24 protein-coding genes are annotated in these 25,067 nt (G+C 66.2%); 15 read left to right on the top strand and 9 right to left on the bottom strand.

The features are described 5' to 3' along the window. The first annotated feature begins 121 nt into the window (after window positions 1–121). The 9 genes from RBH22_RS02720 to RBH22_RS02680 are packed head-to-tail and all read left to right on the top strand — an operon-like array spanning window position 122 to window position 10,251. Window positions 122–718: an SRPBCC domain-containing protein gene (locus tag RBH22_RS02720; protein WP_306676459.1), complete on the top strand. Its 597-nt coding sequence runs from the start codon at window positions 122–124 to the stop codon at window positions 716–718. Continuing rightward, window positions 715–1,602, top strand: a complete 888-nt coding sequence (locus RBH22_RS02715; protein ID WP_256544770.1) for a xanthine dehydrogenase family protein subunit M — start codon at window positions 715–717, stop codon at window positions 1,600–1,602. Before RBH22_RS02720 ends, RBH22_RS02715 begins: the two co-directional genes overlap by 4 nt. Then, window positions 1,599–2,252 carry a (2Fe-2S)-binding protein gene (locus tag RBH22_RS02710; protein WP_305881657.1) on the top strand — a complete coding sequence of 218 codons (654 nt, stop codon included), beginning with the start codon at window positions 1,599–1,601 and terminating at the stop codon, window positions 2,250–2,252. The genes RBH22_RS02715 and RBH22_RS02710 overlap by 4 nt, the downstream gene beginning before the upstream one ends. Then, the gene (locus tag RBH22_RS02705; protein ID WP_256288148.1) at window positions 2,249–4,750 is read left to right on the top strand and encodes an aerobic carbon-monoxide dehydrogenase large subunit; all 2,502 of its coding nucleotides are present in this window, start codon (window positions 2,249–2,251) and stop codon (window positions 4,748–4,750) included. The genes RBH22_RS02710 and RBH22_RS02705 overlap by 4 nt, the downstream gene beginning before the upstream one ends. Window positions 4,751–4,810: 60 nt before the next feature. Further along, the gene (locus tag RBH22_RS02700; protein WP_306676458.1) at window positions 4,811–5,923 is read left to right on the top strand and encodes an XdhC family protein; all 1,113 of its coding nucleotides are present in this window, start codon (window positions 4,811–4,813) and stop codon (window positions 5,921–5,923) included. Beyond that, on the top strand, window positions 5,920–6,867 hold the full coding sequence (locus RBH22_RS02695) for a MoxR family ATPase (protein ID WP_306676457.1): 948 nt from the start codon (window positions 5,920–5,922) through the stop codon (window positions 6,865–6,867). Before RBH22_RS02700 ends, RBH22_RS02695 begins: the two co-directional genes overlap by 4 nt. 5 nt (window positions 6,868–6,872) lie before the next feature. Then, window positions 6,873–8,267 (top strand): VWA domain-containing protein, encoded by a 1,395-nt coding sequence (locus tag RBH22_RS02690; RefSeq protein ID WP_306676456.1) that lies wholly within the window; start codon window positions 6,873–6,875, stop codon window positions 8,265–8,267. Next, window positions 8,264–9,082 (top strand): DUF364 domain-containing protein, encoded by an 819-nt coding sequence (locus RBH22_RS02685; protein ID WP_306676455.1) that lies wholly within the window; start codon window positions 8,264–8,266, stop codon window positions 9,080–9,082. Before RBH22_RS02690 ends, RBH22_RS02685 begins: the two co-directional genes overlap by 4 nt. Next, window positions 9,079–10,251 (top strand): XdhC/CoxI family protein, encoded by a 1,173-nt coding sequence (locus RBH22_RS02680; RefSeq protein ID WP_306676453.1) that lies wholly within the window; start codon window positions 9,079–9,081, stop codon window positions 10,249–10,251. The genes RBH22_RS02685 and RBH22_RS02680 overlap by 4 nt, the downstream gene beginning before the upstream one ends. Before the next feature lie 6 nt (window positions 10,252–10,257). On the opposite strand, the gene RBH22_RS02675 is transcribed toward RBH22_RS02680, so the two are convergent. Continuing rightward, on the bottom strand, window positions 10,258–11,229 hold the full coding sequence (locus RBH22_RS02675) for a phosphoadenosine phosphosulfate reductase family protein (RefSeq protein WP_256288142.1): 972 nt from the start codon (window positions 11,227–11,229) through the stop codon (window positions 10,258–10,260). A gap of 203 nt (window positions 11,230–11,432) precedes the next feature. On the opposite strand from RBH22_RS02675, the gene RBH22_RS02670 reads away from it, so the two are divergent. Beyond that, on the top strand, window positions 11,433–12,443 hold the full coding sequence (locus RBH22_RS02670) for a D-glycerate dehydrogenase (RefSeq protein WP_306676452.1): 1,011 nt from the start codon (window positions 11,433–11,435) through the stop codon (window positions 12,441–12,443). A gap of 30 nt (window positions 12,444–12,473) precedes the next feature. Here the strand turns inward: RBH22_RS02670 and RBH22_RS02665 are convergent, their stop codons facing one another. Beyond that, the gene (locus tag RBH22_RS02665) at window positions 12,474–13,805 is read right to left on the bottom strand and encodes a DUF4147 domain-containing protein (protein ID WP_306676451.1); all 1,332 of its coding nucleotides are present in this window, start codon (window positions 13,803–13,805) and stop codon (window positions 12,474–12,476) included. A 122-nt stretch (window positions 13,806–13,927) separates the two neighbouring features. Between RBH22_RS02665 and RBH22_RS02660 the strand changes: the two genes are divergently transcribed. Then, the gene (locus tag RBH22_RS02660) at window positions 13,928–14,671 is read left to right on the top strand and encodes a type I 3-dehydroquinate dehydratase (RefSeq protein ID WP_121568203.1); all 744 of its coding nucleotides are present in this window, start codon (window positions 13,928–13,930) and stop codon (window positions 14,669–14,671) included. A gap of 141 nt (window positions 14,672–14,812) precedes the next feature. On the opposite strand, the gene RBH22_RS02655 is transcribed toward RBH22_RS02660, so the two are convergent. Beyond that, complete coding sequence (locus tag RBH22_RS02655; protein ID WP_121568202.1) at window positions 14,813–15,346, bottom strand: amino acid-binding protein; 534 nt, start codon at window positions 15,344–15,346, stop codon at window positions 14,813–14,815. Between the two features lie 197 nt (window positions 15,347–15,543). Between RBH22_RS02655 and RBH22_RS02650 the strand changes: the two genes are divergently transcribed. Further along, window positions 15,544–16,881, top strand: coding sequence for a hypothetical protein (locus RBH22_RS02650; RefSeq protein ID WP_306676450.1), 1,338 nt, complete (start codon window positions 15,544–15,546; stop codon window positions 16,879–16,881). A gap of 105 nt (window positions 16,882–16,986) precedes the next feature. Here the strand turns inward: RBH22_RS02650 and RBH22_RS02645 are convergent, their stop codons facing one another. The 5 genes from RBH22_RS02645 to purB form a co-directional block, all read right to left on the bottom strand. Beyond that, window positions 16,987–17,553, bottom strand: coding sequence for a hypothetical protein (locus tag RBH22_RS02645; protein ID WP_121568200.1), 567 nt, complete (start codon window positions 17,551–17,553; stop codon window positions 16,987–16,989). Window positions 17,554–17,786: 233 nt separating this feature from the next. Then, window positions 17,787–18,128: a glutaredoxin domain-containing protein gene (locus RBH22_RS02640; RefSeq protein ID WP_306676449.1), complete on the bottom strand. Its 342-nt coding sequence runs from the start codon at window positions 18,126–18,128 to the stop codon at window positions 17,787–17,789. Window positions 18,129–18,263: 135 nt separating this feature from the next. Then, window positions 18,264–18,908, bottom strand: a complete 645-nt coding sequence (gene gfcR / locus RBH22_RS02635) for a transcriptional regulator GfcR (protein WP_121568198.1) — start codon at window positions 18,906–18,908, stop codon at window positions 18,264–18,266. Further along, window positions 18,892–19,971, bottom strand: coding sequence for a glucose 1-dehydrogenase (locus tag RBH22_RS02630; RefSeq protein WP_306676448.1), 1,080 nt, complete (start codon window positions 19,969–19,971; stop codon window positions 18,892–18,894). The genes gfcR and RBH22_RS02630 overlap by 17 nt, the downstream gene beginning before the upstream one ends. 48 nt (window positions 19,972–20,019) lie before the next feature. Then, window positions 20,020–21,429 carry an adenylosuccinate lyase gene (gene purB, locus RBH22_RS02625; protein ID WP_306676447.1) on the bottom strand — a complete coding sequence of 470 codons (1,410 nt, stop codon included), beginning with the start codon at window positions 21,427–21,429 and terminating at the stop codon, window positions 20,020–20,022. A 167-nt stretch (window positions 21,430–21,596) separates the two neighbouring features. Between purB and purH the strand changes: the two genes are divergently transcribed. After that, window positions 21,597–23,186: a bifunctional phosphoribosylaminoimidazolecarboxamide formyltransferase/IMP cyclohydrolase gene (purH, locus tag RBH22_RS02620; RefSeq protein WP_306676446.1), complete on the top strand. Its 1,590-nt coding sequence runs from the start codon at window positions 21,597–21,599 to the stop codon at window positions 23,184–23,186. A gap of 136 nt (window positions 23,187–23,322) precedes the next feature. Here purH and RBH22_RS02615 read toward each other — a convergent pair whose 3' ends face one another. Continuing rightward, the gene (locus tag RBH22_RS02615) at window positions 23,323–23,760 is read right to left on the bottom strand and encodes a universal stress protein (RefSeq protein WP_256544756.1); all 438 of its coding nucleotides are present in this window, start codon (window positions 23,758–23,760) and stop codon (window positions 23,323–23,325) included. Window positions 23,761–23,897: 137 nt separating this feature from the next. Between RBH22_RS02615 and RBH22_RS02610 the strand changes: the two genes are divergently transcribed. Beyond that, window positions 23,898–24,659 (top strand): NRDE family protein, encoded by a 762-nt coding sequence (locus tag RBH22_RS02610; RefSeq protein ID WP_256544755.1) that lies wholly within the window; start codon window positions 23,898–23,900, stop codon window positions 24,657–24,659. A gap of 25 nt (window positions 24,660–24,684) precedes the next feature. Continuing rightward, a complete protein-coding gene (locus RBH22_RS02605; protein WP_306676445.1) occupies window positions 24,685–25,035 on the top strand; it encodes a MarR family transcriptional regulator in 351 nt (116 codons plus the stop codon). The last annotated feature ends 32 nt before the right edge of the window (window positions 25,036–25,067 follow it).

Genomic DNA, 25,067 nt, shown 5'->3' with positions numbered 1-25,067 from the left:
ACATTTATTGGAGTGCTGTTTGATTGCATAAACCGTGATAATAGTGTGCACATAGCGAGGGTACTTAAAAGGTGGCGGCGCGCAGCAGTAGACCGACCAGACACAACGAGACCGCAGGAATATGGAATTTGATGGAGAATTCGAGTTAGACGGCGTACCACCCGAGAAAGCCTGGATCGTCCTGTCCGATCCGATGGCCGTCCGCGATTCGCTGAAGGGGTGTCAGTATATCACCCCGATGGACGACGACTTCAACTTCGACGAGTACGAGGCCGAAGAAGACGTCGAGATGCTTCCGGAAGCGGATCCGGAGGTCGTCGCCGACCGGGCGTTCGTCGCCGGCCAGAAGTACGCGGCGCTGATGCAGGTCGGCGTCGGGAGCGTGAAACCTCGATTCGAGACGACAGTCACGATCGACGAACGTGACGACGAGGAGTTCGAGATGATCGCCTCCGGCGGTGGCGACGCGTCTGGCAGTAGTTTCAGTATGAACTCGGGGATGAAGATCCACGAACTCGACGGCGGCGAGGGGTCGCGGATCGAGTGGTGGACGGAAGCCGACATCTCGGGGCGGATCGCCCAACTCGGATCGCGCGTCATCAACCCAGTCGCCAACAAGATCGTGAACAACTTCTTCGGAAGCATCGAGCAGCAGATGACAGACGTCGACGAGGAGACCGACACCGGCGTCACCGACAGACTCCGTAATATGCTATGAAAGCTGCACCGTTCGAACACCACGAGCCGACGTCACTCAGCAAGGCGGTGAGCCTGCTGGAGAGTCTCGACAATCCGACGATCCTCGCAGGCGGGCAGAGCCTGGTCCCGATGCTTCGGTTCCGACTCGCCCGACCGGACACCGTCGTCGACATCAACGGTATCGACGAACTGGACTACCTCGACGAATCCGACGGCTACCTCAAGATCGGCGCGCTCGCGCGCCACGCCGACATCGAGGAGTCAGACGTCGTCACAGAGGACTACGGGAGCTTCGCCGACGCGGCACCGCTCGTCGCCGACCCACAGATCAGAAACCGCGGGACGATCGTCGGGTCCATCGCGCAGGCCGACCCGAAGGGCGATTGGGGGTCGGTCCTCATCGCCCACGACGGCGAGGTCGTCGCCGAAGGCCCCGAGGGAGAACGCGTCATCCCGGTCGACGAACTGTTCTTGCTCCCCTACGACACCTCGCTCGACGAGAACGAACTCATCACAGAGGCGCGCGTGCCGACCCCACCCGAGCGAGAGGGGAGCGCCTATCACAAACTGAAACGCAAGACCGGCGACTACGCGATGGCCGGCGTCGCGGCCCGGTTGCGCTTCGACGACGACGGCACCATCGCGGACGCCGGGATCGGTATGACGGCCGTCGACATCACGAACGCACGCGCAGCAGACGCCGAAGCGCATCTGGAGGGCGAGCGCCCGAGCGCCGAACTGTTCCAGAAAGCGGGCGAGCTCGCCGCCGAACAGTCGAACCCCGAGTCCGACGAGCACGGCGACGCGTCGTACAAAGAGCGGATGGTAAACGTACTGGCCCAGCGGGCGCTCGGTGACGCCGCCGAGCGTGCGGGGGTCGTCAAACGGAGGGCAACACCGTGACGGACCAACGAGAGATCACACTGACGGTCAACGGCACCGAACGAACCATCGAGGTCGAACCGCGGCGACTGCTCGTCCACGCGATCCGCGAGGATCTGGATATGACGGGCACCCACATCGGCTGCGACACCGGCAACTGTGGGGCCTGCACTGTTCTGCGGGACGGCGAGCCGATCAAGTCCTGTATGATGTTCGCCACGCAGGCCGACGGCAGCGAGATTATGACCGTCGAAGGGATGGAGGACCTCCCCGCGGCGGGCGAGGATCTCCACCCGCTGCAGGAGGGCTTCCACAAGGAGCACGGCCTGCAGTGTGGCTACTGTACGCCCGGAATGTTGATGTCGGGGAAAGCGCTCCTCGACGAGAACCCAGACCCCGACGAGGCGGAGATCCGCGACGCGATCAGCGGTAACCTCTGTCGGTGCACCGGCTATCAGAACATCGTCAGTTCGATCGAGTACGCCGCCGAGAAACTCGACGAACAGGCGGCCGCCGACGGCGGGGTCGTCGCCGAGGACGGCGACAGCGACGGATTCGACTGCGGCGTCGAGAACTGCTGTGGCGGCCCGTCGGCGGAGACGCCGACGCCCCACGTCGAGGGCGCTGATCCGCAGTTCGACGACGTCACCGAGGGGAGTGAGAGCGAATGAGCAGTGACTCGGATTTCACGACCGAACCGAAGGAGTACCAGCACGACGACGACGGCGGCCCCCAACCGGAGAAACACTGCGGCCACGGGCGCGGCGGGATGGGCGAGGAAGTCGCCCGCAAAGAGGACAAGCGGTTCATCACCGGCCGCGGCAACTACGTCGACGACATCAAGAAGCCGGGGATGCTCCACTGTGAGATCGTTCGGAGCCCCCACGCCCACGCCCGCGTCGAGAACATCGACGGCTCCCGGGCGATGGACCTCGACGGCGTCGTTGCCGTCCTGACGGCCGACGACCTGCTCGAACACGACCTGGCGACGATGCCGACGCTGATGGACGACACCCAGGACGTGCTCGTCAACGAGAAGGTGAAGTTCCAGTCCCAGGAGGTCGCCGCCGTCATCGCCGAGGACCGATACACGGCGAAGGACGGGGCCGAGAAGGTCAAAGTCGACTACGAGGTGCTCGACCCCGTCGTCGACGCCGCAGAGGCACTCGAAGACGACGCTCCGCTCATCCGCGAGGAACTCGACGACCAGGAAGACAACCACATCTTCGACTGGGACACCGGCGACAAGGAGGCGACCGAGGAGGCCTTCGCGGAGGCCGACGTCACCGTCACAGAGCAGATGGAGTACCAGCGGCTCCACCCGGCCCCGATCGAGACCTGCGGGGCCGTCGCCGACTGGGATCCCGGCAACGACAAGATGACGGTGCATATGACGTCGCAGGCGCCGCACGCCCACCGAACCCTGTTCTCGCAGGTGTCGGGCATCCCCGAACACAAGGTCCGCATCGTGAGCCCGGACGTCGGCGGTGGCTTCGGGAACAAGGTGCCGATCTACCCGGGCTACGTCGTCGCGGCCGCCGCGTCCTACGTCCTCGAACGGCCCGTGAAGTGGATCGAAGAGCGCTCTGAGAACATCCAGACGACGGGGTTCGCCCGCGACTACGATATGACGGGCGAGATCGCCGCCACCGAGGACGGCGTGATCCAGGGCGTGAAGGTCGACGTGCTCGCGAACCACGGCGCGTACAACGCGGCCGCCCAGCCCTCGAAGTTCCCGGCTGGCTTCTTCAACATCTTCACCGGCTCCTACGACATCGAGGCGGCCTACGGGTCGCTGACCGGCGTGTTCACGAACACCGCACCGGGCGGCGTCGCCTACCGGTGTTCGTTCCGCGTCACCGAGGCCGTCTACCTGATCGAGCGGATGGTGAAAGTGCTCGCGGACGAACTCGGCGTCGACCCCGCTGAGATCCGCCGACGCAACTTCATTCCGTCCGACGCGTTCCCCTACGAGAGCGCGACCGGTTGGAACTACGACTCCGGGGACTACGAGAAGGCTCTCGACAAGGCCCTCGAGATGGCCGACTACGAGTCCTACCGCGAGGAACAAAAGCGCCGGATCGAGGAGGACGCCGACAAACTGCTGGGGATCGGCATCTCCTCGTTCACCGAAATCGTCGGTGCAGGGCCGGGCAAGCAGTGTGACATCGCCGGGATCGAGATGTTCGACTCCGCGGACCTCCGCGTGAACCCGACCGGCAACGCCGTCTTGCGGGTCGGCGTCCAGACCCAGGGCCAGGGTCACGAGACGACCTTCGCACAGATCGTCGCCGAGGAACTCGGGATGGACGTCGACAACATCGTCGTCGAACACGGCGACACCGACACCGAACCGTACGGGCTCGGGACCTACGGCTCTCGCTCGACGCCCGTTGCAGGCGCCGCGGCCGCCGTGGCCGCCCGGAAGGTCCGGGACAAAGCGAAGTCGATCGCCGCCAACGAACTCGAAGCAGCCGAGGAAGACATCCAGTGGGACCGCCAGTCCGGCGAGTTCCACGTCGCCGGCGCACCCGACCGCTCGATCACCATCACGGAGATCGCCGCGGGGGCGTATATGAACCATCCCGGCAGCGAAGAACCCGGGCTCGAAGCGACGAACTACTACGACCCGCCGGAGATGACGTACCCGTTCGGATCGTACATCGTCGTCGTCGAGGTCGACCGCGAGACCGGCGAAGTCGACTTCGAGAAGTTCGTCGCCGTCGACGACTGCGGCAACCGCATCAACCCGATGATCATCGAGGGCCAGATCCACGGCGGCCTCGCGCAGGGCATCGGGACGGCGATGCTGGAACACGTCACCTACGACGACAACGGGAACGTCACCGGCGGGGACTTCATGAACTACCTGCTGCCGACGGCCAACGAGATCCCCAACTTCGAGACGGGACACACCGTCACGCCGTCGCCGCACCACCCGATCGGCGCGAAAGGCGTCGGCGAGTCGCCCACGGTCGGGTCGCCGCCGGCGATCGTCAACGCGGTAGTCGACGCGATGTCGCACGCGGGCGTCACGCACGTCGAGATGCCGATGACGCCGGACCGAGTATGGGAGTCGCTGAACGAGGCCGGCTTGGCCCTCGACCCGAGCCAGAACGTCAGTTTCGACTTCGAGGGCGGACAGAGTGAAGGACCAGCCGACGACTGAGACGGGTTGTCCGCGCGGCGGGCCGCTGCGGGGCCGTCGCCGCGAATCGCACACCGACAGATGACACGGAACGAAAACGACCAGACAGGAGCGAACGACGAGGGCGCGCGCCCGGTCGACGTCACCGACGGCGACGTCGCCGAACTGGAAGCACAACTCACAGCGCGCGGGGAGACGTACGCTCGCGTGACGATCGTTCGCCGCGAGCCGCCGGTGTCGGCGAACGTCGGCGACCGCGCGGTCGTGACAGCCGACGGCGAACTCCACGGCTGGATCGGCGGCGCGGCCTGCGCGCAGACGACGGCGATCAGCGAGTCGGCGGCCGCGATCGAGGACGGCGAGCCACGGCTGGTCGGCATCGCGCCCGACCCCGAGGAGATCGCCCGCCCGGGGCTCGAGGCCTTCCCGATGCACTGTCACAGCGAAGGCGTCCTCGAACTGTTCATCGAGCCGGTGAACACGACGCCCGACCTCCTCATCGTCGGCGACTCGCCCGTCGCCCGGTCGCTCGCTCGACTCGCGGCCGAGCTCGCGGTCGACGTGACGGTCGTCGCTCCGGACGGAAGCGACGACGTCGGCGACGCGGCCGTCGTGACGGAGACCGACCCCGACGCGATCGTCGACGCCGTCGGCCACGCGCCGCTCGTCGTGGTCGCGTCGATGGGGAAGTACGACGCCCGCGGCGTCGCGGCCGGCGTCCGCGCGGACGCACCGTACATCGGACTCGTCGCGAGCGACACGCGGAGTTCGGAGGTCGTCGAACGGGCCGCCGGCGTGCTCGACGTAGACCCCGAAGCGGTCCGAGAAGCGGTGACCAACCCTGCGGGCGTCGACATCGCGGCCTACACGCCGGCCGAGATCGCGGCGAGCATCCTGGCCCAGGTGGTCGACGCGCGATCGACGGCGGGCGGATCCGGCGGTCGCAGCAGCGGAGTGTCCACGACGGCCGATACGGCCGAGACAGCGGCCAGTGACGACGAGATGACGACAGAGGGCTCGGCGTCGCCCGACGAACTCGCGACGGACCCAGTGTGCGGAATGACGGTCGAGCCAGCGTCCGCACCCGCGGTCGAACACGACGGGACGACGTACTACTTCTGCTGTGAGGGCTGCGCCGACTCGTTCCAGAACGACCCCGCGTCGTATCTCGACGCCGCCGAGGGGTCAGTATGACCCGCGAAGCGTTCGCGTCGCTGTCGGAGTCGGACCTTCGAGAGCGGTTCGAGACCGCGGAGTACGTCGCCGACGACCGGACGGTCACGACGGTCCACCTCGCACTCACGCTCGGCCGGCCGTTGCTCGTCGAGGGGCCGCCCGGCAGCGGGAAGACCGAACTCGGGAAAGTGCTCGCGAGCGCGTTCGACACCGAACTCATCCGACTGCAGTGCTACGAGGGACTGACCGCCGAGAACGCGCTGTACGAGTGGAACTACACGAAGCAGTTGCTCGCGGTGCAGGCCAACGAGGGCACTGTCGCCGGCAGGTCCGGTACGGGACACGACCACGAACAGTCCGTCTTCGACGAGGAGTACCTCCTCGAACGGCCGCTCCTGCGGGCGCTGACCGCGGAGGGTGAGACGCCGCCGGTGCTCTTGGTCGACGAGATCGACCGGGCCGACGAGGAGTTCGAGGCGTTCTTACTCGAACTGCTCTCGGACTTCCAGGTGTCGATCCCCGAGTTCGGCACCGTCAGCGCGGAGCAGCCGCCGGTCGTGGTGCTCACGTCAAACCGCACCCGGGGACTCTCGGACGCGCTGAAGCGCCGCTGTCTGTACCTCCACGTCGAACCGCCGTCGTTCGAGGCCGAGTACGAGATCGTGCGCCGGAAAGTGCCCGAACTCGACGGGGCCGTCGCGGCCGAAGTCTGCGCCGTCGTCGACCGCCTGCGCGAGGAGGCGTTCCTCAAACAACCGGGCGTCGCCGAGACGCTCGATTGGGCGCGCGCCGTAGCGCAACTGCGACAGGACGACGCGGACGCGCCGCTCTCGACCGACGAGATCGAGCGCACCCTCGGCTGTCTCATCAAAGAAGTCGAAGACCTCGACCGGATCGACGCCGAACTGCTGGAACAGTTGCAGACGGCCGCAGCGAGGGCTGAAGACCGTCTCGAAGCGTGAGCGATATGCACGGTGACAGTGACCCGACGGCAGGCGGTGCAGACGAGGGCGTCGACACGGCCGCGACCCACGGCCGCGAGGACGTCCCGGACTTCCGTATGGCGCGGCGACACGTCCTGATCGAACTCCTTCGGTTCGCCGCCCAACTCCGGAACGACGGCGTCACCGTCCCGACGAGTGCGACGCTCCACGCGGCGCAGGCCCTGTCGGTCGTCGGGCTCGACGATCGATCGCACGTGGCCGACGCGTTGCGGGCGACGTTGCTCTCGGAACCGGCCGAGCGCGACGCCTTCGAGTCGGCGTTTCCGACCTTCTGGCACCGGCTCCGATCTGGCCTGAGTGCCGTCGCGACGGATCACGACGGGCCGACCGCCGGCGGCGACGACGAGCGCGAGGACGGACCGACCCACGCCGACAGTCCCGTCGCCGAGGACCCCGGTGTACTCGAAGACGCAGAACCCCCGGATATCGACGATTCGGGCGACGGGGACGTCGAGGTCCGCATCCCGACCGAGCGCCGTCACGTGACGGGGGACCGTCCGGCGGAAACTGGTGAGAGCGACGCCCGGCGCTACAGCGCCGTCGGCGGGCGACAGCGAGTCGACATCGACACCGCGCAGTTGACCGAGTCCGAACTCACAGCTATCGACCGCTTCGTCGACGCGCTGTCGACGGTCCCGGGGCGTCGCCGCCGGCAGTCGACCGCCGGCGACCGGGTGGAAGCCAGACGGGCGCTCCGGGCGAGTCTCTCGACCGGCGGCGCGCCGATCGACCTCCCCGAATCACGGCCGACGCCGAGTGAACTCCGGTGCTGTCTCCTCGTCGACGTGAGCGGTTCCGTCCTCGACACCGTCGACCGGAGCGTGCTGCTGGCGTTCGCCGATCGGCTGTACGACAGCGCGCGCGAGACCGACGTGTTCCTCTTCGACACCGAACTCGTCGACGTCACCGAACAGTTCGCTCGCGGCGGCGGCGACCCGGCTGCGGCGCTCCGCGAGGCCGAAGTTCAGTGGGGCGGCGGCACGCAGATCGGCGAGGCGTTCACGACGCTCCGCGCGCGACACCCCTACGCGGTCGACCGGCGAACGGTCGTCGTTGTCGTCAGCGACGGCCTCGACGTCGGCGACCCTGACACGCTGGCCGACGGGATCACGTGGCTGGCCCAGCGGGCCGGCGCGCTCGTCTGGCTCAATCCGCTGGCCGTCTCACCGGCGTTCGAACCGCAGTCGCGCGGAATGTCGACGAGCGTCCCCTATCTCGACGCCCTGTTCGGGTTCGCCGAACCCGCAGACCTCGCCGAGGCGGCGCGACAGATCGAACAGCGCGGACTGCACGGCCAGGTTGGCTACGAGTACGACCGTCGCCTCGTCGGGGCCGACTCTGGGGGTGGGTCGGCGTGACCGACCTCCTGGAGGCGGTCGCCGCACGGCTTCGCTCGCACCTCGCGACCCCGACGGTGGAGCGCATCACGGTGGGAGACGCGGCGATCCTCGTGGAAGTGCGGAACGGGGGCGTCGAAAGCGCGGGCGTCGCGCATCGCCCGGCCGGCGAGCCACCGATGACCGACGACCCGGACGTGGAATCGCTGCTGGCGGCGGCGACGGAGCACCGAAACGCGAGCACGAACGGGCACAGTGCACGGGCAGTCGGGATCGCGGCGATGAACGCACTCTCCGCACCGCTCGTCGACTGGCGCACCGGCGACCCGATGGCGCTCCTGGCGGACGACGTCGAACGCATCACGACTGTCGGGCTGTTCACGCCGGCGTTCCGCAAGTTCGACGACGTGGCGGTTCGCGTGATCGAGCGCGATCCAGTCGACGATGTGGCCACCCCACCGGGCGTCACCGTCCGCACGTTCACGCCGCCGGAGACGGACGCCGCGATGAGCGGCGCCGAGGTCGTCTTCGTGACCGGGTCGGCGTTCATCTACGGTGGCGTCGAACGGTACCTCGATGCGGCCCCCCCGGACGCCACCGTCGTCGTGATCGGTGCCACCGCGTCGTTCCTCCCGGAACCGCTGTTCGATGCGGGCGTCGACGTCGTCGCCGGCGCGTTAGTGAGCGACCGCGACGCGGTTCGCGCGGCGATCCAGCGCGGAGACTGCGGGACGGACCTCCACGACGCCGGCCTGCAGAAGGTGTATGCGGCCGTCGACCGGCCCGCGGGTGTCCGACTCGACGAGACAAACGGTTCAGAAACAACGAATCTATGACACAGAACGACTGGAGTGTTCCCGAAACGGAGGTAGTACAGCAGATCCGTGACCGACTCGACGCCGAGCGAACTGACGTGTTGGCGACGATCGTCGACGTAGAGGGGAACGCCTACCGACGACCCGGCGCGAAGATGCTGCTCGACGAGGGCGGCACGGGCGTCGGCAGCATCACTGCCGGCTGTCTCGAAGACGAACTCGTTACGGTAGGTGCGGAAGTCCGTGAGACTGGCCGCCCGGAACTCGTGACCTACGATCTGATGGAGGACGACGAAGACGACGTGTGGGGGCTGGGCGTCGGTTGCAACGGCGTCATCGAAGTACTGGTAGAGCCGCTGACGGAGACGTATCGACCGGCCGTCAAGTCGTTCTTCGCCGGCCGGGACGTCGGCGTCGTGACCGTACTCGACGCCGATGGACCGTTCGATCGCGGCGACCGCGCCTACTACCACCCCGAGACGGGGGCGCTACAGTTGCCTACGGGAGCGGAAGCGACAGAGTGGCCGATCGACGCGCTCGCCGGTCCCGCCGGCGAACTGGCGACGCGGGGGAAGGCCGATACCGTCACGTTCGAGACCGACGCGGGCGAACTGACAGTGTTCATCGACGGACTCGCGGCCCCTTCGGAACTGGTCGTCTTCGGGACGGGCCACGACGTGGGGCCGGTGACGGAGTTCGCAGCGAAGAACGACTTCCGCGTCACCGTCGTCGGCTTCCGGGGGGCGGTCGACCTCGAAGATCGGTTCCCAGCAGCCGACCGCGCCGTGACGACCTCGCCGGCCACCATCGCGGACGACCTCGCTCTCGACGACCGCACGTACGCGGTCGTGATGACGCACAACTTCGTCGACGATCGGCTGGCGGTCGAAGCGCTGCTCGACGCCGGCGTCGCGTACGTCGGGGTGATGGGTCCCCGCGAACGGTTCGAGGAGATGCTGGACGCCTTCGCGGACGACGGCCGGGAGTTCGCAGAAGACGAGCTCTCGTCGCTGTACACGCCGGTCGGTCTCGATCTAGGCGGCGGCTCGCCGTATCAGATCGCACACAGCATCGTGGCAGAAGTGCTGGCCGTCTCGAACGGCCGGACGCCACGACACCTCAAATCGCGCGAGGAGCCGATTCACGAGCGCGTCGACGTCGGCACCGATGTCGACGCGCCGGCACAGTAACCGGGCTTACATGTAGCCGAGGTCGCGGAGTCGCTCCATCAGGTCCTCTTTGTCCTGGGCGCGACCCGCGCGCTCGGTCGTGTTCTCCATATCCTGGAGCCACGCCGGTTCCTCGGTCGTCTTGTCCGTCGAGACCTCGCTGCCGAGCGAACGGAAGCCGGCGAAGTACTTCGGCGAGACCGGGATGTCGTCCATCGTGAGCCCGTTCGGCAGGTCGTCTGCGCTCTGGGGCACGTAGCCCTCGTCGGGGTAGCCCTCGACGGTGTCCGGAACCACGAAGTTCCAGAACGCCTCCCAGACGGACGCCTCGTCGAACTGGAGGATGGGCTGAATACGGTCGTGCGGCGGGTAGATGTCCGGGTCGTGGCGCGGGGAGAAGAACGTCTCGTCGGCACGCGCCTCCTGCTCGTCCCAGCGGACGCCGGAGATGACGCCGTCGACGTCGTACTCTTCGAGCGCGTCGTTGAGCGCGACAGTCTTCAGCAGGTGGTTGCCGACGTAGGTGTCGAGCAGGAAGGGGAAGGTGTCCTCCTCGTATTCGAGCAGGTCGCGGACGTGGTGTTGGTTGTGTTCAGAGAGCTCCGAGATCTCGATGTCGTCGCCGGGTTCGAGGTCGTGTTCCTCGACGTACGCGCCGACGTCCTCGTTGCGAGCGTAGACCACGTCGAGGTCCCACTCCTCAGCCCAGTGGTCCACGAAGTCGTGGATCTCGTCGAAGTGCTGGAAGTGGTCGATGAAGACCGCCGGCGGCGTCTCCAGGTCGTACTTCTCGGCGACCTCCTTGATGAAGTACAGCGTGAGCGTCGAGTCCTTGCCGCCGGTCCACATCACGGCCGGCGTCTCGTACTGTTCGAGGCCCTGCTTCGTGACCTCGATTGCCTTCTCGATTTTGTCCTGAATCGTCGGATAGTCCGCGGGCGTCTCACCTTCGCCGTCGGTGTAGTCGACGTCGAGGTAGTCGGGGAACGCGTCTGACATCGTGTAATTACATATAATTAGTACCGCTAAATGCTTTTTGACATCGGAACTCCCTGATCGAAGGAGGCGGAACCGAACCGGTCGAAGTCGGCACGCCGCAGTTCGGGGGGATCTGATACTGTCGGACAGAATGTGTGAAGCGCGGAACCGCGCGCCGCGTCGACTCCAAAGAACTTTGCCCTCACGTCGGAGAGACGGCGACGATGAGCACCACACCGACGGTCTACGTGACGCGGGAGATTCCCGGTTCCGGGGTCGAACGACTCCGTGAGCAGTACGAGGTCGTCGTCTGGGACGGAACGCTCCCCCCAGAGAAGACACACATCGAATCGAAGCTCCGCGAACTCGACGCCGAAGGGCTCGTCTGTATGGTTTCCGACGAGATCGACGCCGAGGTACTGGACGCCTCCCCCGACCTCGCCGTCGTCAGCGCGTTCTCGGTCGGGTACGACCACATCGACGTGGAGGCGGCCGCCGAGCGCGACATCGCCGTCGGGCATACCCCGGGCGTGCTGACCGAGACGACGGCCGATCTCGCCTGGACGCTCCTGATGGCTGCGGCCCGACGGACCGTCGAGGCATACGAGTACGTGGCGGCGGACGAGTGGGAGGCCTGGGATCCGACACTGCTGATGGGTGCGGACGTTCACGACGCCACGCTCGGAATCGTCGGCCTCGGGAGCATCGGGTTCGCCACGGCCCGCCGCGCGGCCGGATTCGGGATGGACGTCCTGTACACGGGGCGAAATCCCAAGCCCGAGCGCGAGGACGAACTCGCCGAGATCGGCGTCGACGCCACGTACGTCGAACTCGACGCACTGCTCGCCGACAGCGACTTCGTCTCGCTGCACGTCCCGCTCCTCGACGAGACGGAGGGTCTTATCGGCGAAGCGGAACTCCGACAGATGTCCGACGACGCGGTCCTCGTCAACACGGCTCGCGGCGAGATCGTCGACACCGACGCGCTCGACACCGCACTCGAAGAGGGGTGGATCGGCCGCGCGGGTCTCGACGTTACTGACCCGGAGCCGCTTCCGGCGGACCACGATCTGATGCGACACGCGCCGGAAAAGCTGGTCGTGACACCGCACATCGGGAGTTCGAGTATCGATACCCGCAGTCGGGTCGCCGAGATGGCGGCCGCGAACGTCGAAGCCGGCATCGACGGCGAGGAACTCCCGAACTCCGCGCTTCGCGACGCTGGACTGGAATAGCCAGTACGGGAACCTCGCTCTGCCGCGCGCTCACGCCGGAACGAGGAGCACGCGGAGGTCGTTGACGTTGGTGCCGGTCTGTCCGGTCCGCACGAGTGCCCCGCGCTCGTCGAGGTAGTCGTGGACGTCGTTTGCGGCCAGCAGTGAGCGCGCACGTTGGACATCGCCGACGGTATTTGCGTCGACGACGGCGCCAGCCGCGTCGGTCGGGCCGTCGATCCCGTCGGTGTCGACGGCGGCCAGTACCGCCTCGGCGCCGTCGGCGCTTGCGAGTTCGATCGCGGCGCTGAGTGCGAACTCCTGATTCGGACCGCCGGAGCCGTCGCCCGCGACCGTGACGGTCGTCTCCCCGCCGGAGAGGATCGCCGCCGGCGACGTCGTGGGATTGCCGCTTCGCCGGACCTCCTCGGCGATCGCGACGTGCGTCTTCGCTGCCTCGCGGGCCTCGCCGCGAACGGACGAAGAGAGCACGATCGTCTCGAACCCCGCCTCGCGGCAGACGTCACGTGCGGCCGCGAGCGCGGTGAAGTTGTCCGCCACGACGTGGATCGACGTGTGCTCGAACGCGGGGTCGTCAGCCCCTGGCGTTTCCGGAATGTCGCCCTCGACGCCGCGCTGGAGGTGGCGACTGACGGACGCCGGGGCGTCGACGCCGTACTCCGAGAGCGTGGCGAGCGCGTCGGCATAGGTGGTTTGATCCGGCGAGAGCGGCCCGCTTCCGACGACAGAGGGATCGCCGGAGGTGACGTCGCTGAAGACGAGGCCGACGGTCGTTGCCGGCGCGAGGGCGCGAGCCAACTGGCCTCCTTTCAGCACCGAGACGTGCTTCCGAACGCTGTTGATCCGATCGATCGGCGCACCCGACTGGAGAAGTTCCTCGGTGAGCGTCTGGAGGTCTGCGAGCGGGACGTCGTCGGCCGGTGCCGAGAGGAGGGCGCTGCCGCCGCCAGTCACGGCGACGAGTGCGAGCGTCTCCGCACCGGCCTCGCGCGCCCGTTCGAGAACGCGGCGCGCACCCTCGACGTTGGCGTCGCTCGGGACGGGATGGGTGCCGACGACGATCTCGATCGGATCGGCGGGCGCCGGATCGTCCGTAACGACGACACCATCGGTGAGATACCCGTCGAGGCGGTCTGCGAGGTGGCTCGCGACCGTGCCAGCGGCGTTGCCGCCGCCCAGGACGATCACGTCGTCGTACGCCGTGAGATCGTACGTTCGATCGTCGATCCGGAGTCGGTCTCCGTCGACAGTGACTGTCTCTCGGAGGACCCTCTCTGGGTGGGCCGCACCGATTCCGGCACGCACGGCTTCGAGCGCTGTGTCGGCAGTCGTCGGCGAATTGCGATCGGCGGAGTCGATCATACCTGTATTCGAGATGAGAGGCACATAAGATCGGTTGCGACTGTGGGGTCTCCCAACGTGACCGACGACGACCACTTCGGTTGATGAGCAAACTTATAACGAGTAGGGTGCTACTCCGTGACATGAAGATCGACGACTTCGCCCTTGCAGCTACGACAAACGACCTCACACGGGAGACAGAGGCTCGGGGGGCTGCGGACATCGTCGAATTCCGGATCGACAAGGCCGAAAAGCCGATCGAACAGTTAGAGGCATACGACGGCGAACTACCGATCATCGCGACGAACCGAAACCAGTGGTTCGGCGGCAAAGCCGAGGACACCGGACGCTTGGACACGCTCTTTGCTGCATCCCGATTCGACTCGGTCGCGTACGTCGACATCGAACTGGAGACGGCTCGCGCGAAAGAGTGGATCTTAGAGGAGTTCCGCCAGAACGACGTCCGTCTCATTATCTCGCATCACGACTTCGAGACGACGCCGGACGGGGACGTCCTGACCGCGATCTTCGATCAGTGTGCTGGCTACGGTGACATCGCGAAGGTCGCAACGTATCCGAAGGACCTCTCGGATACGCTCACGCTACTTTCGGCGCTGCACGAGGCCACCGAATCCGGTCTCGACGCCGCCGGGATCGCGATGGGCGAGATCGGAAGCCACACCCGCGTCGTCGGTCACATTTACGGCTCGAAGTTGGGCTACGCGCCGCTGCTGTCGGACGACAGCGAGTACGCACCGGGCCAGATTCCGCTGGGCAAACTCGCCGCCCTTATCGAGGCGACGAGGATCGACGGGACGAAGCTAGAACGCATCGAGGCCATAGAGGACGACGTGACCGTCCCGTCCGAGCTCACGCTCCCGAACTGACCGACGCGCTTCCGGTTCTGAGGATTTAAACGGCTGTTTTGCTCCGGTCGATCGCGACACTCATAGGGATTATCGTCACTGTTCGGAGATTCTCGCCGTCCCGTCCGGCGAGAAATCTATGAGGACTTACGATAGTCCCTATCAGACGCTCGCACTCGTCGGGAGCGGCTCGACCAGCCGTAGCTCCTTCTCCTCGGCGATGGAGCGGAGCTTTTCGAGGACCTCCTCGGTCGCCCCCCGTTCGGTAGCGATGTCGATGCGCGCGCTGGAGACGTCGGCCGTGCCCTCCGGTGCCGCAAGCGAGAGATCCGTCACCGTCGCGTTCGTCGCCTCCTGAATCCGCGAGAGGGTATCCGAGAGGCCGGTGTCGATGAGGTGTCCCGACAGCACGACAGTAAGTCCCTCACTGTATCGCTCGGTCCCCGCCTGGACCACGTTGATGCCAGCGTCACGGAGGCCGTCGATGATCTTCTCGAAGCGATCCGGTGTCGCTTCGATGTCGACCTCGACGGGAATGTGTCCACGTGGGGTGACGTTGCCCCGCTCGTGGAAGATCGACAGCAGATTCCCGCCGTTCTCGGCGATCGGGCCGAGCGAGCGGAGGAGTTCGCCCGGTTCGTCGACCAACTCCAGACGGAGCGTGTACGCACGGATGTCCGTCTGTGCGTCACTCATCGTTCGACCACCGTCCGTTCGTTGCGTGCATTACCTGAAATCCAGCCCCGGAGCGGAAATAAGTATACTGCCGAATGCAGTCGCCGGACGCGGTCAGTTCTCGGACCGGGCAGCGACCTCGAAAACCCGATTTGAACTCACCAGTCGAACCTCACAAACGATTATGAGGATATGTGCCAATGCACGTACTGACATCTATGTCAGATCGTACCCTAGAAGACGCACTCCGAGCAGCCGAGAGCCCGGTCGACCTCCTCCGTGACCTCGGTCTCGGACAGTTCACGAAACTCCCGGACGAGTTCACGCACTGGATCGAAGAACAGCGCGCGTGGCAGGAGAGCTGTGCGTTTGCCGATCAGTCATATCATATGACAGATCTACGGATCCAGGGCACGGAGGCGATCGAACTGTACACCGACTACGCCGTCAACGACTTCGAGACGTTCGACGTCGGTCAGGCAAAACAGCTCGTCGTCGCCAACCCGGACGGCTACCTGATCGGCGATGCCATCCTGTTCCGTGAGGACGAGGCGAACTTCCTCAGCGTTGGCGCGGCAGCGGCGCATCACTGGCTGCTATATCAGGCTGAGACCGGCGAATACGACGTCGACGCGGAGATGCAGGGCCGCCCGGTCGCGACGGGACGGGACCCCGAGAACTTCCGTTATCAGGTGCAGGGGCCGGACGCCGTCGACGTAATGCGGGAGGCCATCGACGGGGCGCTCCCCGACCTGGGATTCTTCAGGTTCGAGGAGGTCACGATCGACGGCAACGAGGCGTTTCTCCTCCGGCACGGGATGGCCGGTGAAGCGGGCTTCGAGTTCTGGGGCGACTACGCGTACGCTGACGCCGTGAGAGAGGCCGTTCTCGACGCTGGCGAGGAGCACGGCATCCGGCGGCTCGGCTCGAAGAGCTATCAGAGCGCCAACGTCGTGCTCGGGTGGCTTCCGCTGCCGGTGCCGGCGATCTACTCGGGTGAGGAGATGCAGGGGTTCAGAGAGTGGCTCGACCTTCGCCAGGGCCTCATCTCGATCGGCGGGAGCTACGACGCCGCCGACATCGAGGACTACTACGTCACGCCCATCGAAGTCGGGTACGGCCACATCGTCGATTTCGATCACGACTTCGTGGGGAAGGCGGCTCTCGAAGCGGAGATCGACGACCCCGACCGCGAGAAGGTGACGCTCGTCTGGAACGACGGGGACGTCGTCGACGTCTTCCACTCGCTGTTCCGCGACGGCGAGACGAAGAAATTTATGGACCTTCCGGTCCCGCGCTCCTCGGCGTGCCACTACGACGAGGTGCGGAAAGAAGGCGAGATCGTCGGCGTCTCGAAGTGGATGAGCTACATCAACAACCACCGCGAGATGCTCTCGTTGGCGCTCGTCGACACTGAGCACAGCGATCCCGGGACCGAGGTGACGCTCACCTGGGGCGAGGCAGACGGAAGTGAAAACAGAGCCGTCGAACGCCACGAGACGACGGAGATCCGGGCGACCGTCGCACCGGCGCCGTACAAGCAAGACCGTCGCTGATACGGGAACGAAGCCCGAAGCCGGCGCTCGTGGAGTTCGGCGTCGGACGATCGGGAGTCGGTGAGAATCCGGCGGTGACCAGTCGCTGCGGACCGGTGGTGGATTTCAGTCGGAGATGAACTTGTTGTCGCGCCAGTTCACGCCGTTAGAACCGTTCTCGCTCTTCGAGGGGTTCTCGACGACCTCGATGCTCGCCGGGCGCTCTTCGCCTTCGACGATGCGGTGGGCCGTGAGTTCGCCATCGAGTTCGGTGATCGCGGTGAGCGTGCCCTTCTCGGCGAGCAGCGCGATCTCGCGCAGCACGAGGAACATCGGATACTGCAGCGCCGTGTTCTGAAGGACGGTTTCGCGGTCGCCCTTGAAACAGGCGAACTCGACGAGTTCGGAAGGGATCTCCTCTTCTTCTTCCTCCCAGCGCGGTGCGCCCGCGCGCGGCGGCTCTTCCTCGTAGACGCGGTTCTCTGTGATGCTGGCTTTCAACTGTGCCGTCGGGGTGTACTTGCTCAGATTGTCCTCGGCTGCGACGGCTTTGAGGATGAGCGTGTTGTTCCGACGGGTCACCTCGACGTCGTCGACCTCGGGCGGCAGTTCCGGGTCACCGTTCAGGTACTCTTCGACCTCTTCGAGGGGCAGTTCCAGTGTCGAGTGAAGTCGGTATACGCGGCCTGACATAGTTACTTTGGGTGGTACCCGTACGAACGGACGCGACGCGACGTCGGTACCTGTGTAGTGGTAGGTGCCGGGGCCTTATAGGGTCTACCCTTTGATTCGCGGCGGCGTCCGCGAGCAGACGCGAAACCCACAGGGTAGTTGATGGCTCGAACTCCGGACAAACGAATCACTGCGTCTCGGAACCCCCATTCGTGCGGGTGGGCAATCTCGGACGACAGCGATGCCTCCGTCACTTACGCGTCGAGCGTCGCTTCGAGTTCGCCCCGCTCGTCGAGCTCTGCGAGGATGTCGCTGCCGCCGACGAACTCGCCGGCGACGAACGTTTGGGGAATCGTCTCCCAGCCGCTGTGACCTTCGAGCGCACTCCGATACTGGTCGAGGGCGGGGAGCACGTCGATCGTCTCGAACTCGTCGACGTACTGGGAGATGAGATTGACCGCGCGCTGGGAGTAGCCGCACTGGGGCATCAGCCGGTTCCCCTTCATAAACAGGACGACGTCGTTCGACTCGATGGCGTCGTCGACGCGCGCTCGTACTTCGTCGTCGCTCATATCCGCACCGGGCTGGAACGTCATAGAGCGACGTATGCGTCCAGTCCTGAAATGGATTGCGTCGCCCGAAGTTCGGGCCGTCCCGCTCGACGGTCCGAGCGGAAGTCAGCGACCGTTAAACACTCGCGGATACGGTGCGAGCGCGGCCCTGACCCGCTCTTACTCGTTGCCGACGCGGACGACGTCGATGAGCGAGTAGACCGGCACGCCCTCGATGTCCTCGACGCCCTGTTTGTCGACGATGACGACGCAGGCGACGGGGTTGCCACCCTCCTCGCGGATCGACTCGACGGTCTCTCGCATCGTCGTTCCCGATGTGATGGTGTCGTCGACGACGTAGCAGTCGCGGTCGCGGATCTGCGCGAAGTTCCGCGAGAACGACCCGCCGAGGTCTTCGATGTCGCCTTCCTCCCACTGGTGTTTCGCCGGGGCGTACGAACCGAGGTCAGTGTCGAGTTCCGTCGAGACGACCGTCGCGAGCGGCGCGCCGGCTTTCTCGATCCCGATCGTCAGATCGACTTCCTCGCCCTCTTTCACCAGGAGGTCGGCCATCGCTCGGCCGATGTGTGTGAGCCGCTGGGAGTCGCGGCCGATCGCGCTCCAGTCGACGTGGATGTCGTGGGGGCCGCCGCCGTTGTCCTCGGGCTGTACCGGTTCAGGCTCGTAGTTGTTCGAGCCGCTGCGTTCGACCAGCCAACTGGCCGTCTCCCGGGAGACGTTCAGCTCGTCGGCGATCTCGCCTTTCGACAGACCGCGTTCGGCGAGTTCGGCCGCACTCGAGATGAGATCATCGACGTTCTTCATACGCGCTGAATTGGACGGCGGTTTTTATAGTGGTGTCGTCGTCGTCGAAGGCCGCCTCGAACTCGGTTAGATCGTATACGCCAGTGACGACCGCGTCACGGAACCACGCCGGGAGCGTCGCGAGCGTCTCCACCGCGGACTCGAAGTGTCGGACGTTCGAGTTGACGCTCCCGACGAGCGCTTTGTTGTGCATCACGAGTTCTCTGTGCAGTTTCCCGCCGTCGATCTCGAACTCCCACGAGCCCGGGACCCCCAACAGCGCGCCGACGCCGTTGGGCGCGAGCGCCTCGATCGTCTCGAAGGCGTGCTTCGCGTAGCCCGTCGCCTCGAAGACGAGGTCCATCGGCTCGTGCGCGGCCGGGACTTCCGCGAGCGGTGTCTCCCGGGAGTCGACGTAGGTCGCGCCGAGCGCCTCGATGATGTCGATCGTCGGATCGGGGCGGTCCCGGCGGCCGAGACAGTAGAGCCGGTCGAAGTCGAACTGGTCGCGGAGCATCGCGAGCGTGAGCAGGCCCAGGCTCCCGTTGCCGAGGACGAGCGCCGACTCCGGTTCCCAGGTGAACGACGAGCGCGACGCGTACGCGAGTTCGACCGCCTTCTCGGCCACAGAAAGCGGTTCGACGAGGAAGCCGACGTCGACGATCGACGCCGGAACCTCGACCAGATACGCCTCGGGGCTGGTGAAGTACGTCGACATAAATCCGTGCGCCCCAGAAATTCCGCGCTCGTGGTAGGCGCCTTCGGGAGCCATATCCGGTTCGCCGCGCGCGAAGTACGGGTTCGACCCGTTCGGCGGTCGGCGAACCGTGGGGACGACCACGTCGCCCCGAGAAAATCGCGTGTCGCCGGCGTCTTCGACGACGCCGACCGCCTCGTGGCCCAATACGAGGTGATCCTCGCCCGCCGGGAAGTCGCCGTGGCCCCCAGCGATGACCTCGTGGTCCGTCCCGTCGACGCCGACCCGGAGCGTCCGGACCAGCGCCTCGCCGACGCCGGGCACCGGCCGCTCGGTTTCGACGACGACCGGACGGTTCGCCCCGCGCTCGACTGCGATCGCGTGCATACCTCAGGCTAACGCGTGGTGCAGATAAAAGATTTATTCCACTATGAGTTAATATTGTGCTCCGGTGTCGTCGTCCAGGTCGTCGACGAGGGCGTCGCCGACGCCGACGTACCCGGCCGGCGAGAGCGCGCGCAGTTCCGCGCGGACGTCGTCGTCGACGTCGAGGTCGTCGAAGAGGTCGCGGAAGTCTTCGAGCGTCACGTCGCGGCCGCGCGTGAGTTCCTTGACACGCTCGTAGGCCTCCGTGTCGCCCTCGCGCCGGAGGATCGTCTGAACGGCCTCACCGATCAGTTCGGGATGGGCGTCGAGTTCCTCGCGCATCACCGTCTCGTTGGGCACGACTTTTCCGAGTCCCGCCTCGGTCTTCCCGTAGCCGATCAGACAGTGCGCGAACGCCGCGCCGATGTTGCGTTTCACCGTCGAGTCCGAGAGGTCGCGCTGGAGGCGCGAGGTCGTGACGTAGTCGGCGAGGAACGTCAGGTCAGCGTTGGCCTTCGAGAGGTTCCCCTCGGAGTTCTCGAAGTCGATCGGGTTCACCTTGTGCGGCATCGTCGACGACCCCGTCTCGCCTTCGGCGGCCTCCTGTCCGAGGTAGCGATCCGAGACGTAGAGCCAGATGTCGCGGTCGAGGTCACAGAGGACGTTGTTCACGCCCCGAAGCGCATCGAAGACGGACGCGAGGTCGTCGCAGGGGTTCACCTGCGTCGTGAGCGCGGTGTGGTCGAGACCGAGACCGGTGACGAACGAGCGGGAGAACGCGCGCCAGTCGACGTCGGGGTAGGCGGCGACGTGCGCCGCGTACGTGCCGGAGGCGCCGGCGAGTTTGCCCGAGAGGTCGTCCGCGGCGTCGACGACGCGTCCCATCGTCGTCCCCAGGCGCGCGGCGTAGACGGCCATCTCCTTGCCGAAGGTGGTCGGCGTCGCGGGCTGTCCGTGCGTTCGCGCGAGCATCGGCGTGTCCCGGTACTCGTGGGCGAGGTCGATCAGTTCGTCGCGGACGGCCGTCAGCGCCGGCAGCAACACGTCTTCGACGGCGGGCTTGACGAGCAGTCGCTGCGCGAGATTGTTCACGTCCTCGGAAGTGAGCCCGAAGTGGATCCACGGGTGGACGCGCTCGTCCGTCTTCGTGCGCAGGAAGTACTCGACGGCCTTCACGTCGTGGTTGGTCGCGCTGAACCCCTCGGCGCCTTCGGTCTCCAGGCGCTTGATGAGGTCCGCGTCGTCGGCGCCGAAGTCGTCGACGACGGCGCGGAGGTCGGCGCGCTCCTCGTCGGTCAGCGAGAGCGACGTGGCATCCAGATCCGCCAGCGCGAGGAGGTACTCCACCTCGACGCGGAGCCGCGCTCGCATCAGCGCCGCTTCGCTGGCGTAGGGCACGAGCGGCGCGGTTCGGCCGGCGTATCGCCCGTCGAGCGGCGAGACGGCCGCGAGCGGGTCGGAACGGGAGAGGTCGTCCATACGCTGAGTCTCCGCAGTGCGCTAAAAAAGCGTGTCGATGAATATCCCACTCCTGTGCATATTTCTCGGGGTTACAGACCGATTTTCGGACGCACCTATCCGCAATTGTGTATATCGGCGCCGGCGAGACCGCAACTGACTTACTATCTGCGCGAGGCCCCACGAGTATGACCAAGATTGCCGGCCTGGCGAGCAATCGGGGACGAAACCTCCTGCACATCGACGATCGACGCCCCGGCGGCGCGGAACTCGCCGTCGTCGTGGCGAACCACGAGGGCGCGCCCGTCCTTGACGCCGCCTCCGAGCGCGGCATCCCCACGGAAGTCGTCGAGCGCGACGACGACGAATCCCGCGAGACACACGAGGAGCGCGTCCTCGACGCGCTGTCGAGTTACGACTTCGACCTCGTCTGTCTGGACGGCTATATGCGCGTCCTCACCGAGACGTTCCTCGACGCCGCGCCGACGACGCTCAACGTCCACCCGTCGCTGCTCCCGTCGTTCCCCGGAATGGACGCCCACGAACAGGTGCTCGACGCTGGCGTCAGCGTGACCGGCTGTACCGTCCACGTCGTCACCGACGAGGTCGACGCCGGGCCGGTCGTCACCCAAGAGTCGGTGCCGGTCTACGCCGACGACGACACCGACTCACTGAAGACGCGCGTCCTCCACGACGCGGAGTTCACGGCGTACCCGCGCGCCGTCCGCTGGTTCGCGGAGGGTCGCCTCCACGTCGAGAGCGAGGGCGACGAACTGTCCGTGACCGTCGACGGCGACGACGGCGGCGAGTTCCCCGAGCGCCGCGTCGTCTCCGACGACCGCGTCGCCGAACTGCGCTACGGCGAGAACCCCCACCAGGACGCCGCGGTCTACGCCGATGCCGCCGTCGACGAGGCGAGCGTCGTCGACGCCCCGCAGTTGAACGAGGGCGCGAAGGGCCTGTCGTACAACAACTACAACGACGCCGACGCCGCGCTGAACCTGATCAAGGAGTTCGACGAACCCGCGGCCGCGGTGATCAAGCACACGAATCCCGCAGGCTGTGCGACCGCGGACACCCTCGCAGACGCCTACGCCGACGCGCTCGCGACGGACCCGATGAGCGCCTTCGGCGGCATCGTCGCGCTCAACCGCGAATGCGACGCCGCGACCGCCGAAGAGATCGTCGACTCGTTCAAGGAAGTCGTGGTCGCGCCGAGTTACACCGACGCCGCACTCGACGTCCTCACCGAGAAGGAGAACCTCCGCGTCCTCGACGTCGGCCCGCTCGGCGACCGGACCGACAGCCTCACCGAAAAGCCGCTCGTCGGCGGCCGCCTCGTCCAGGAGCGCGACCTGTGGGCGCCCGATCGCGAGGACATCGAAGTCGTCACCGAGACCGAACCGACCGAGGAACAACTGGAGACGATGCTGTTCGCCTGGAAGGTGCTGAAGCACGTCAAATCGAACGGCATCGTCTTCGCGGACGGCACCGAGACCGTCGGCGTCGGAATGGGTCAGGTCTCCCGCGTCGACGCCGTCCGACTGGCCGCGATGAAGGCCGACGAGCACGCCGAGGGCAAGGACGCCGACGGCGCCGTGATGGCGTCTGACGCCTTCTTCCCGTTCCCCGACGGCGTCGAGGAGGCCGCCGACGCGGGCGTGTCCGCCGTCATCCAGCCCGGCGGCTCTGTCAACGACGAGGACGTCATCGAGGCCTGCGACGAGCGCGGGATTCCGATGGTCTTCACCGGGCGGCGGTGCTTTCGACACGACTGAGCGAAGCGAAGGAGTGTCGAAAGTCAGTGCGACGAGCGGAGCGAGTCTCACGCGACTTCCGGCACGCTGACCAAGCGAAGTAAAATCGGTCTGAAACGGGCTGCCGTGCGACCGAAGTCGAACTGAAAACGAATCCCTACTCCGAATCCATCCGGACGACGAGGATCGGCACGTCGGTATTCTCGACGACGCGCTCGGTGACGCTGCCGAGATTCGCGAGTTTGTCTCGCCCGGAGCGGCCGTGCGTCCCCATCACGATCAGGTCGACGTCGCTCTCGGCGGCGTAATCCAGAATCGCGCGGTACGGAATACCGTCGCGGACGGTCGTCGTACACTCGACGCCAGCCTCCGCCGCGGCCTCGGCGACTTCTTCGACCGCCTCGTGGGCGTCTTCCTCCATCGTCGCCTTCAGGTCGGGCTTTTGTTCCTCGCCGGCGGCCAGATAGAGCCGCCGATCGACCACCGAGAGCGCGTGGATTTTCGCCTCTCGCGTCGCTGCGATGTCGAGTGCGTGGTCGAGCGCTTGTGCGGTCCCGTCGCTGCCGTCGGTGGGAACGAGAATGTGATCGTACATCGCGTCTCGCCGTTCGGACGGCACCCTCTTGAACGGTCCCCCGGTTGTCGCCGTGCGGGAGCGGCGCGCCGACGTCCGCGGTGCGCTAAGGGCGCGCCGGCAGAGAGTATATCTCTCCCTCGTTCCAAGGGGCGAGCGTGTGTACACTGACGCTCGCCTGGCGCGCATTCGAGGACGCGCCCGTCGTCGTCGCGGCGAACCGTGACGAACTGCTGGATCGAGAGTCCGAACCGCCGGCCGTCGTCGACGGCGATCCGTCGTTCGTCGCGCCGCGGGACGCGGTCGCCGGCGGGACGTGGATCGGCTACAACGAACACGGCGTCTTCGTCGGCCTCACGAACCGCTGGGTCGACGTGCCCGACGGTGGAGAGCGCTCCCGCGGACTGCTCGTTCGCGACGCGCTGCGCGCCGAGAGCGCCGTCGATGCGCGCGAGACGATCGAAGACGCCGTCGCCGCGGACACTTACGACGGGTTTCATCTCGTCGTAGCCGAGCGCGGGGGCGACGATCCCCGAGCCTACTTCTTCGAGTGGGACGGTTCGCTGAACGTTCGAAGACTGACGCCCGGCGTCCACGTCGTCGTCAACGTCGGCATCGACGGCGAGTTCGTCGAACCCGAGTGGCGGCCCGAGGTGGGGGCGATCCAGGCGCACAACGCCCAGCAGGTCCGAACGGAGTTGGACTCGCGGAAGTGGGACTCCGCGTCCGCCTGGCTTGACCGCGCGAAGGAGGTTCTCGGAACCCACGAGTACGGCGTGTGCGTCCACGAGTCGGACCGGGACTTCGGGACGCGGTCCTCGTCGCTGATCACGCTCTCGGCCGACGGCGACGCCGAGTTCCAGTTCGCCGACGGGGCCCCCTGCGACACCGCCTTCGACCGGGTCGAAGGTCAAATTTAAACGAGTCGCGGGCGTCGGTCGGGGTATGAGCGCAGCCGCCGAAGCCGATCTCTCGGACGACGAACGCGAAGCGCTGGAACTCATCCGAGAGACGGGTGGGATCCACCAGAGCGACTTCTGGAAGGAACTCGACATCTCCTCGCGGAAGGGCAGCCGGATCGCCGAACGACTCGCGTCGCTCGGCCTGATCGAACGCGAGGAGACGGTCTATGAGGGACACAACACCTACCATCTGGAACCGGCCGCGCGGGACCTCGACTTTTCGCTCCTGATGGCAGGCGATATACTCTCGCCGTTCATCGGCGAGGAGGAGGTCAACCACAACAGCGACGCCTTCTCGCAGTGGCTGATGAATCTCGCGTACGAAGAGTACTAAACGCGGCTCGTTTCTGCATTCCATCGTCGCTC

This window comes from Halobellus sp. H-GB7 (genome assembly GCF_030848585.1).
Classification (GTDB): Archaea; Halobacteriota; Halobacteria; order Halobacteriales; family Haloferacaceae; genus Haloquadratum; species Haloquadratum inordinatus.
The sequence above is the reverse complement of the archived record's forward strand: the minus strand, read 5'-3'. Positions and strand labels throughout refer to the sequence as shown.

Coding starts and splice junctions, on each gene's coding strand:
- RBH22_RS02700 (WP_306676458.1), top strand. CDS start 4,811: ATGACACGGAACGAAAACGACCAGACAGGAGCGAACGACGAGGGCGCG.
- RBH22_RS02615 (WP_256544756.1), bottom strand. CDS start 23,760: ATGTACGATCACATTCTCGTTCCCACCGACGGCAGCGACGGGACCGCA.
- RBH22_RS02645 (WP_121568200.1), bottom strand. CDS start 17,553: ATGTCAGGCCGCGTATACCGACTTCACTCGACACTGGAACTGCCCCTC.
- RBH22_RS02655 (WP_121568202.1), bottom strand. CDS start 15,346: ATGAGTGACGCACAGACGGACATCCGTGCGTACACGCTCCGTCTGGAG.
- RBH22_RS02675 (WP_256288142.1), bottom strand. CDS start 11,229: ATGTCAGACGCGTTCCCCGACTACCTCGACGTCGACTACACCGACGGC.
- purH (WP_306676446.1), top strand. CDS start 21,597: ATGACCAAGATTGCCGGCCTGGCGAGCAATCGGGGACGAAACCTCCTG.
- RBH22_RS02670 (WP_306676452.1), top strand. CDS start 11,433: ATGAGCACCACACCGACGGTCTACGTGACGCGGGAGATTCCCGGTTCC.
- RBH22_RS02630 (WP_306676448.1), bottom strand. CDS start 19,971: ATGCACGCGATCGCAGTCGAGCGCGGGGCGAACCGTCCGGTCGTCGTC.
- RBH22_RS02605 (WP_306676445.1), top strand. CDS start 24,685: ATGAGCGCAGCCGCCGAAGCCGATCTCTCGGACGACGAACGCGAAGCG.
- RBH22_RS02690 (WP_306676456.1), top strand. CDS start 6,873: ATGCACGGTGACAGTGACCCGACGGCAGGCGGTGCAGACGAGGGCGTC.
- RBH22_RS02720 (WP_306676459.1), top strand. CDS start 122: ATGGAATTTGATGGAGAATTCGAGTTAGACGGCGTACCACCCGAGAAA.
- RBH22_RS02665 (WP_306676451.1), bottom strand. CDS start 13,805: ATGATCGACTCCGCCGATCGCAATTCGCCGACGACTGCCGACACAGCG.
- RBH22_RS02640 (WP_306676449.1), bottom strand. CDS start 18,128: ATGACGTTCCAGCCCGGTGCGGATATGAGCGACGACGAAGTACGAGCG.
- purB (WP_306676447.1), bottom strand. CDS start 21,429: ATGGACGACCTCTCCCGTTCCGACCCGCTCGCGGCCGTCTCGCCGCTC.
- RBH22_RS02715 (WP_256544770.1), top strand. CDS start 715: ATGAAAGCTGCACCGTTCGAACACCACGAGCCGACGTCACTCAGCAAG.
- RBH22_RS02660 (WP_121568203.1), top strand. CDS start 13,928: ATGAAGATCGACGACTTCGCCCTTGCAGCTACGACAAACGACCTCACA.
- RBH22_RS02695 (WP_306676457.1), top strand. CDS start 5,920: ATGACCCGCGAAGCGTTCGCGTCGCTGTCGGAGTCGGACCTTCGAGAG.
- RBH22_RS02650 (WP_306676450.1), top strand. CDS start 15,544: ATGTCAGATCGTACCCTAGAAGACGCACTCCGAGCAGCCGAGAGCCCG.
- gfcR (WP_121568198.1), bottom strand. CDS start 18,908: ATGAAGAACGTCGATGATCTCATCTCGAGTGCGGCCGAACTCGCCGAA.
- RBH22_RS02680 (WP_306676453.1), top strand. CDS start 9,079: ATGACACAGAACGACTGGAGTGTTCCCGAAACGGAGGTAGTACAGCAG.
- RBH22_RS02705 (WP_256288148.1), top strand. CDS start 2,249: ATGAGCAGTGACTCGGATTTCACGACCGAACCGAAGGAGTACCAGCAC.